This is a genomic window from Dietzia sp. DQ12-76 (genome assembly GCF_014145045.1).
In the GTDB taxonomy this organism is placed as follows: Bacteria; Actinomycetota; Actinomycetes; order Mycobacteriales; family Mycobacteriaceae; genus Dietzia.
Genome location: NZ_JAALDV010000159.1, coordinates 1 through 7206, shown reverse-complemented (window position 1 = coordinate 7206; position 7206 = coordinate 1). Strand labels below are relative to the sequence as shown.

General features: G+C 69.0%; 12 protein-coding genes. 5 read left to right on the top strand and 7 right to left on the bottom strand.

The window, feature by feature from the left end:
* Positions 1 to 42: 42 nt before the first annotated feature.
* The gene (gene rpmF / locus G6019_RS06660) at positions 43 to 213 is read right to left on the bottom strand and encodes a 50S ribosomal protein L32 (protein WP_107756973.1); all 171 of its coding nucleotides are present in this window, start codon (positions 211 to 213) and stop codon (positions 43 to 45) included.
* Positions 214 to 278: 65 nt separating this feature from the next.
* Entirely contained in the window at positions 279 to 539 is a 261-nt protein-coding gene (locus G6019_RS06655; protein ID WP_107756974.1) for a type B 50S ribosomal protein L31, read from the bottom strand.
* Positions 540 to 897: 358 nt separating this feature from the next.
* Between G6019_RS06655 and rpmB the strand changes: the two genes are divergently transcribed.
* From rpmB to G6019_RS06630, 5 genes are all read left to right on the top strand, one after another.
* On the top strand, positions 898 to 1134 hold the full coding sequence (gene rpmB / locus G6019_RS06650; protein ID WP_007632788.1) for a 50S ribosomal protein L28: 237 nt from the start codon (positions 898 to 900) through the stop codon (positions 1132 to 1134).
* 1 nt (position 1135) lies between these two features.
* Positions 1136 to 1300, top strand: a complete 165-nt coding sequence (gene rpmG, locus G6019_RS06645; RefSeq protein WP_017836290.1) for a 50S ribosomal protein L33 — start codon at positions 1136 to 1138, stop codon at positions 1298 to 1300.
* 3 nt (positions 1301 to 1303) lie between these two features.
* Positions 1304 to 1609 (top strand): 30S ribosomal protein S14, encoded by a 306-nt coding sequence (rpsN, locus tag G6019_RS06640; protein ID WP_017836289.1) that lies wholly within the window; start codon positions 1304 to 1306, stop codon positions 1607 to 1609.
* Between the two features lie 10 nt (positions 1610 to 1619).
* Positions 1620 to 1877 (top strand): 30S ribosomal protein S18, encoded by a 258-nt coding sequence (gene rpsR / locus G6019_RS06635; RefSeq protein WP_017836288.1) that lies wholly within the window; start codon positions 1620 to 1622, stop codon positions 1875 to 1877.
* A gap of 164 nt (positions 1878 to 2041) precedes the next feature.
* The gene (locus G6019_RS06630; RefSeq protein ID WP_107756975.1) at positions 2042 to 2983 is read left to right on the top strand and encodes an AEC family transporter; all 942 of its coding nucleotides are present in this window, start codon (positions 2042 to 2044) and stop codon (positions 2981 to 2983) included.
* A gap of 9 nt (positions 2984 to 2992) precedes the next feature.
* Here G6019_RS06630 and G6019_RS06625 read toward each other — a convergent pair whose 3' ends face one another.
* The 5 genes from G6019_RS06625 to G6019_RS06605 all read right to left on the bottom strand — a co-directional run.
* Entirely contained in the window at positions 2993 to 3634 is a 642-nt protein-coding gene (locus tag G6019_RS06625) for a CPBP family intramembrane glutamic endopeptidase (protein WP_309230176.1), read from the bottom strand.
* A gap of 109 nt (positions 3635 to 3743) precedes the next feature.
* Positions 3744 to 4415: a 3-oxoacid CoA-transferase subunit B gene (locus G6019_RS06620; protein ID WP_107756977.1), complete on the bottom strand. Its 672-nt coding sequence runs from the start codon at positions 4413 to 4415 to the stop codon at positions 3744 to 3746.
* Entirely contained in the window at positions 4415 to 5191 is a 777-nt protein-coding gene (locus G6019_RS06615; protein WP_017836284.1) for a CoA transferase subunit A, read from the bottom strand. The genes G6019_RS06620 and G6019_RS06615 overlap by 1 nt, the downstream gene beginning before the upstream one ends.
* A 25-nt stretch (positions 5192 to 5216) precedes the next feature.
* Entirely contained in the window at positions 5217 to 6866 is a 1650-nt protein-coding gene (locus G6019_RS06610; protein ID WP_107756978.1) for an AMP-binding protein, read from the bottom strand.
* A 36-nt stretch (positions 6867 to 6902) separates the two neighbouring features.
* Positions 6903 to 7206, bottom strand: a 304-nt coding sequence (locus tag G6019_RS06605) for an HpcH/HpaI aldolase/citrate lyase family protein (RefSeq protein ID WP_182627248.1), incomplete at its 5' end; no start/stop codon positions are given.

The window sequence follows — 7206 nt, the reverse complement described above, 5'->3', positions numbered from 1 at the left end:
TGCGAGCGGCGCGCGGGCGCCGCCGGGCTCAGTCGACCGGGGTCAGCGGTCGAGGTCGATCAGGCCGAGCTTGGCGGCCTTGACCAGGCGGCGCGGCAGCACCACGGGGCGGCCGTCGACCTTCGTCTCCTGGAGGGCCGGGTTCTCGGCCTTCCACTGCGAGCGGCGGGAATGGGTGTTGGCGCGCGAGAGGCGACGCTTCGGAACTGCCATGACTGTTACGTCCTCTTGGGTCTCGGGTGTGTGAGAGGGCCGGCGGCACACCGCCGGCCCACGGCTCACTTGGTGCGACGGGCGCGGTTGCCGTAACGGCGCTGGAACTTCTCGACACGGCCGGCCGTGTCCATGACGCGCTGCGCGCCGGTCCAGAACGGGTGCGACTCACTGGTCACGTCGACCACGATGAGCGGGTAGGAGTTGCCGTCCTCCCACTCGACGGTCCGCTCGCTCTTGGCGGTGGAGCGGGTGAGGAACTTGGTGCCCGTGCCCGAGTCCTGGAAGACCACCGGGTGGTAGTCGGGGTGGATGTCGTTCTTCATACTGGATCCCTCTAGCTCGGTAGAAGTCTTGGGTCTGGCGCCCGCCCCGTCAGGGACGCGCGAGTGCCAGTGGCCGAACCGGGGATCCCGGTATCAGCACACGCATCGGTAGATCGTACCCGTACGATGACCGGGTACCCAATTCGCGCGCCTCGCCCGCCCGCTCCACCGGCGCTGACGTGCTGATTACCGTTTCGCGCGGTCGGGCCGTAAACTAGACCATCGCTGTTGTCTGCACGTTTGCTATCGCCTCTCCCGGTGCCCGCGACGTGACGGTCCACTGCTGCTCGGCGCAGGCCGGCTCCCAGTTGCGACCCTCACGCGCCACCGTACGAGGAGGCGGAAGGAGAACCACGCCATGTCGGCGCATTGCCAGGTAACGGGACGGAAGCCGGGTTTCGGCAAGTCCGTCTCGCACTCACACCGCAGGACCAACCGTCGCTGGAACCCGAACATCCAGCGTCGTAGCTACTTCCTGCCCTCCGAGGGACGTCGCGTCACGTTGACCGTCTCCACCAAGGGCATCAAGACCATCGACCGCGATGGCATCGAGGCCGTCGTGGCCCGAATCCGCGCCCGTGGGGAGAAGATCTGAGATGGCCCGTAACGACGTTCGACCCATCATCAAGCTCAAGTCCACGGCCGGTACCGGGTTCACCTACGTGACCCGTAAGAACCGCCGCAACAACCCGGACCGCATCGTCCTCAAGAAGTTCGACCCGGTCGTCCGCAAGCACGTCGAATTCCGAGAGGAGCGCTGACCCGTGGCCAAGAAGTCAAAGATCGCGCGTAACGAGCAGCGCAAGGCCAAGGTGGCCCGGTTCGCCGAGCGGCGCGCCGAGCTCAAGGCGATCATCAAGAACCCCGAGAGCACGGACGAGGCGCGCATGGACGCCCAGACCGCGCTCAACAAGATGCCGCGTGACGCCTCGCCCGTGCGGGTGCGTAACCGCGACGTCGCCGACGGCCGCCCGCGCGGCTACCTCCGCAAGTTCGGTCTCTCCCGCGTCCGGATGCGCGAGATGGCCCACCGTGGCGAGCTGCCCGGTGTCACGAAGTCGAGTTGGTGAGTAGGTAATCATGGCAAAAGCGCGTAGCACCCCGTCCAAGAAGGTCCGTGCCCAGGAGGGTCGTCGCCCCAAGAAGAACCCGTTGAAGGTCGCGGGTATCGAGACGGTCGACTACAAGGACGTCAACACCCTCCGCACGTTCATCTCCGACCGCGGCAAGATCCGTTCGCGCCGCGTCACCGGCCTCACGCCGCAGCAGCAGCGGCAGGTCGCCGTCGCGGTCAAGAACGCCCGCGAGATGGCTCTGCTCCCGTTCACCAGCCGCTGAGCCACCGCTCGGCGCGGTCGAACCGCACCGCACGTCCCGCCCGCGGCAGCTAGCCGCCGACTCGGACAACAGCAACCCGATCGGGGTCGCGCCTCCTGGTTTCAGGAGTGCACGGCCCCGATCGGCGTTATCGCTCCCCCCTCCCCGACCCTCAGGAGTCCGCAGTGGCCGGCGTCCTCAACGGCTTCGCCGTGATCGTCGCGCTCGTCGCGCTCGGGTGGCTCCTCGCCCGTTCACGGGTCCTCGGCAGCGACGCGCGGTTGGTGCTCAACCGACTCGTGTTCTTCGTCGCCACCCCGGCCCTGCTGTTCGACGCGCTCGCACGGACCACGCTCGACCAGGTCTTCACGGGAGTCTTCGTGGTGTCCGCCGGTACGGCGATCGTGATGGCGGTCGCCTACGTGCTCGTCGCGAAGGTGTGGCTGCGGCGCCCGACCGCCGACCTCGCGGTCGGGGCCCTGTCCGCGAGCTACGTCAACTCCGCCAACCTCGGCATCCCCATCGCCGTCTACGTCCTGGGGGACTTCGGGTTCGTCATGCCGCTCCTGCTGTTCCAGGTGGCGGTACTGCAGCCGATCGCGATCGCCGTGCTCGAGCGTGCCGCCCGCGCGGAGGGCACGACCGACGGGGGTGGGGGTGCGTTCGCCTCCGCGCTCCAGGCGGCCCGGACCCCCCTGGTCCTGGCCGCGCTCGCCGGGGTGGTGGTGGCCGCCCTCCCGTGGTCACCGCCCGAACGCCTCCTCGAACCCGTCCACCTGGTCGGCCAGATCTCGGTCCCCGGCGCTCTCCTCGTCTTCGGAATGTCCCTCTATGGCGTGAAGGTGCTCGAGGCCGGGGCCTCACCCCGACGGGAGATCGCGCTGGCGAGCGGACTGAAACTGGTGGCCCACCCACTCCTGGCGTACGCCGTCGGCAGCGGTCTCATGGGGATGCGGGGTCACGAGTTGCTCACCGTCGTCGTCGCGGCGGCCCTGCCCACCGCGCAGAACGTCCTCGTGGTGGCCACCCGGTACGGCCACGGGACACTGCTCGCCCGCGACTCGGCAGTCCTCACCACCCTCGGGTCGCTCCCCGTACTGCTGCTGGTGTCCGCGCTGCTGGCCTGAGCGCGCCACTCAGGTGGCGCCCGCCGCCACGATGCCGGCGAACACGACCGCGTTGTTGACCCCGTGGAGCACGATCCCCGGGACGATCGACCGGTACCACTGCGCCATCACGCACAGGGAGATCCCCACGACCAGCAGATACGGCAGGGCGGGCGGGATCAGGTGCACGGCGGCGAAAATCGTCCCCGCGAGCGCGATCCCCGGGACGGCCCGGAACCTCGCGCGCAGTGCGGGCAGGACGATCCCCCGGAACACCACCTCCTCGGCCACGGGGACGAGCACCGCCACGGCGAGCACCCCCAGCACCACGAACGCGGGCCCACCCGTGGCGAGGTCCTCGAGCCCGGCCTCGGACCCCTCCTGCCCGGCCCCCAGCGGGAGCAGCACGATCATGGATGCGACGACCCCGGCGACCATCACGGCCGGGATCTGCCACAGCAGGTGTACCGGTGACCGCTCGGGCGCGCGGAGCCCCACATCGGCCCAGCGCAACCCGCGTCGGCGGAGCAGGTGCACCCACACCGCGACCAGCGCCGCCACCGCCGTGCCGCCGAGCACCACGAGAGCGAGCAGGGCGGTGTCGGGCGGCGGGCTACCGACGGTGCTCGCGACGAGGAGTCCGAGGAGGACGACGACGACGAGTCCGACCACATACCCCACAACCCAGGCCAACGCCGAGAGCGCCGCCCGACCACGGACCGGTGTGGTCCAGAGTCCGGCGGCGCGGGCGGGCGGTGGGGTGATTACCGCAGCTCCTCGATCACGACAGGGCCTCGGCCACCCGGTACGGGGCCGCCGTGGCGGCGGCGACCTGATCGAGGGTCACCCCGTCGACCAGCTCGATCAGGGTGAGCCCGTCGGAGTCGCGGTCGAAGACCCCGAGTTCGGTGATGATCCGGTCCACGCACCCCAGACCGGTGAGCGGGAGGGAGATCTCCGGGACGATCTTCGACGAGCCGTTCTTGGCCAGCTGGTCCATCACCACGACGATGCGGCGGGCGCCCACCACGAGGTCCATCGCGCCGCCCATGCCCTTGACCATGGCCCCGGGCACCATCCAGTTGGCGATGTCGCCGGCCGGGTTGACCTCCATGGCGCCGAGTATCGCCACGTCGATCTTCCCCGAGCGGATCATGCCGAAGCTCATGGCCGAGTCGAAGATCGACGAGCCGGGCAGCGTGGTGACGGTCTCCTTGCCGGCGTTGATCAGGTCCGGGTCGACATCGTCCGGATGCGGGTACGGCCCGATCCCCAGCAGGCCGTTCTCCGACTGCAGGGTGACGTTGACGTCCTCAGGTACGTAGTTGGGTACCAGCGTCGGCAGACCGATCCCCAGGTTGACGTACTGGCCGTCCGAGAGCTCGAGGGCCGCGCGGGCGGCCATGGCCTTGCGGTCGCGACCGAGCCGGGCGGGCGTGCTGGAGGTGCTCATCAGCGCTGTCCTTCCGAAGGCGGGTTGGTGGTGGTCTTCTCGATCCACTTGGTCTGCTCCACCTGCTGCGGGGTGAGTTCGACCAGACGGTGCACGAAGATGCCGGGCAGGTGGATGTCGTCCGGGGCCAGTTCTCCGACCTCGACGATCTCCTCGGCCTCGACGATGCACACCCGACCGGCCATGGCGGCCAGCGGCGAGAAATTGCGGGCGGTGAGGTTGAACCTCAGGTTGCCGCTGCGGTCCGCGACCGCGGCCCGCACGAGCGAGAAGTCGGCCTCGATGGCCTGCTCGAGCACGTAGGTCTCGCCCCGGATCTCCCGGGTCTCCTTGGGCGGGGAGGCCAGCGCGACCCCGCCCTCGGAGTCGTACTTCCACGGCATCCCGCCATCGGCCACGTAGGTCCCCACGCCGGTGCGCGTGTAGAACGCCCCGATCCCGGAGCCGCCGGCACGCATCCGCTCGGCGAGGGTGCCCTGCGGCGTCAGCTCGACCTCGAGCTCACCAGACAGGTACTGCCGCGCGAACTCCTTGTTCTCGCCGACGTACGACGAGACGATGCGTCGCAGTTTGCCGGTCTCCAGGAGCATGCCGAGGCCCTTGCCGTCGACCCCGGCGTTGTTGGAGAAGACCTCGAAGTCCCCGACGTCGCGGGCCGCGAGTGCCTCGATGACGACCTGCGGGATCCCGCAGAGGCCGAAACCGCCGGCGGCGATCGACGCCCCGTCCGGGATGTCCGCGACGGCCTGCTCCGCGGTCATGATCTTGCTGGACATACTCGTCCTCCTTGAATGTGGGCGGTCAGGCGATGCCGAGGATCTCGATCGCCGTCTTGCGCATGTCGACCTTGCGGACCTTCCCGGTGACGGTCATGGGGAACTCGTCCACCACGTGGACGTACCTGGGGATCTTGTGACGGGCCAGCTTGCCGGTCGCGAAGTCCCGGACCTCCTCGGCGGTCAGGTCGTCGCGTCCGGGCTTCAGCCGGATCCACGCCATCAGTTCCTCACCGTACTTCGGATCCGGGACCCCGATCACCTGGGCGTCGAGGATGTCGGGATGGGTGTAGAGGAACTCCTCGACCTCACGCGGGTAGATGTTCTCGCCCCCGCGGATCACCATGTCCTTGATACGGCCGGTGATCCGCACGTAGCCGTCGGCGTCCATCTCCCCGATGTCCCCGGTGTGCATCCACCCGTCGGCGTCGAGCGCCTCTGCTGTCTTCTCCGGCTCGTTCCAGTACCCGATCATCACGCTGTAGCCCTTGGTGCAGAACTCCCCCGCCTCGCCGCGCGGCAGGGTCTCACCCGTCTCCGGGTCGATGATCTTAATCTCGAGGTGCTGACCGACCCGCCCCACGGTGGTGACGCGGCGATCCAGCGAGTCGTCGGCCCGGGTCTGTGTGGACACCGGGGAGGTCTCGGTCATGCCGTAGCAGATCGAGACCTCCTCCATGTTCATCCGGTCGATCACCTGACGCATGGTCGCCTCCGGACAGGGTGAGCCCGCCATGATGCCGGTCCGCAGGGAGGACAGGTCGTAGGAGTCGAAGTCCTCGAGCGCGAGCTCGGCGATGAACATCGTCGGCACGCCGTACAGGCTCGTGCACTTCTCCTGCGCCACCGCCCGCAACGAGGCCGCGGGGTCGAACGCCGGCGCGGGGATCACCATGCACGACCCGTGGGTGGTGCACGCGAGGTTGCCCATCACCATGCCGAAGCAGTGGTAGAAGGGCACCGGGATGCATACCCGGTCCACCTCGGAGTAGTTGATGGTCTCACCCACGAAGAACCCGTTGTTGAGGATGTTGGTGTGGGAGAGCGTGGCGCCCTTGGGGAAACCGGTCGTGCCCGAGGTGTACTGGATGTTGATGGGGTCGCCGGCGCCGAGACCGGCGCGGATCCCGGCCAGCTCGTCGGCGTCGGTGGGCCCCGACATCATGGACTCCCACTCCTCGTCGCCGAACAGCACCACCACCTCCAGGTCCGGGCAGCTCGGCTGGACCTGCGAGAGCATGCCGGTGTAGTCCGAGTCCTTGAACTGGGGCGCCGCGACCACGGCCTTGATCCCGGCCTGCTTGAGCACGTACTCCAGCTCGTGGACGCGGTAGGAGGGGTTGATGTTGACCAGCACCGCCCCGATCTCGGCGGTGGCGTACTGGATCATCACCCACTCCCAGCGGTTGGGGGACCAGATCCCCACACGGTCGCCGGTCCGGATCCCGAGCCGGAGCAGGCCCGAGGCAAGGCGACGGACGTCGGCGTGGAACTCCGTGTAGGTCCACCGGAGTCCGGCCTGCACGTCGACGAGGGCGTCGCGGTCGCCGAAGCGCTCGACCGTGGCGGCCAGGTTGTCGGCGATCGTCTGCGTGAGCAGCGGGACGTCGGTGTCCCCACGGGTGTGGGAGAGTGCGGGGTCCAGTGGGGTGGAATCGAGATCGGTGGTGGTCATCTCGGTACTCCTTGGCGGTCTGTCGGGTGGGGGGTCTCAGGTGGCGGAGGCCGCGGCGCGACGCATCGTGGCTTCGGCCTGTCGGAAGACGGGGCCGTCGACCATGCGGCCGTCCAGCCGGAAGACGCCCTGGTTGCTCCGGGCGGCGTCGAGGACCTTCCGGGCCCAGGCCACCTCGTCGTCGTCGGGCGCGTAGGCCTGTCGGACCACCGCCACCTGGGACGGGTGGATGCAGGCCGTGGCCACGAACCCCAGGGCGACGGCGTCGAGCGCCTCGGCGCGCTGACCGGCCTCGTCGGCGATGTCGAGGTGGACCGAGTCCACCGCCCACCGACCGAAC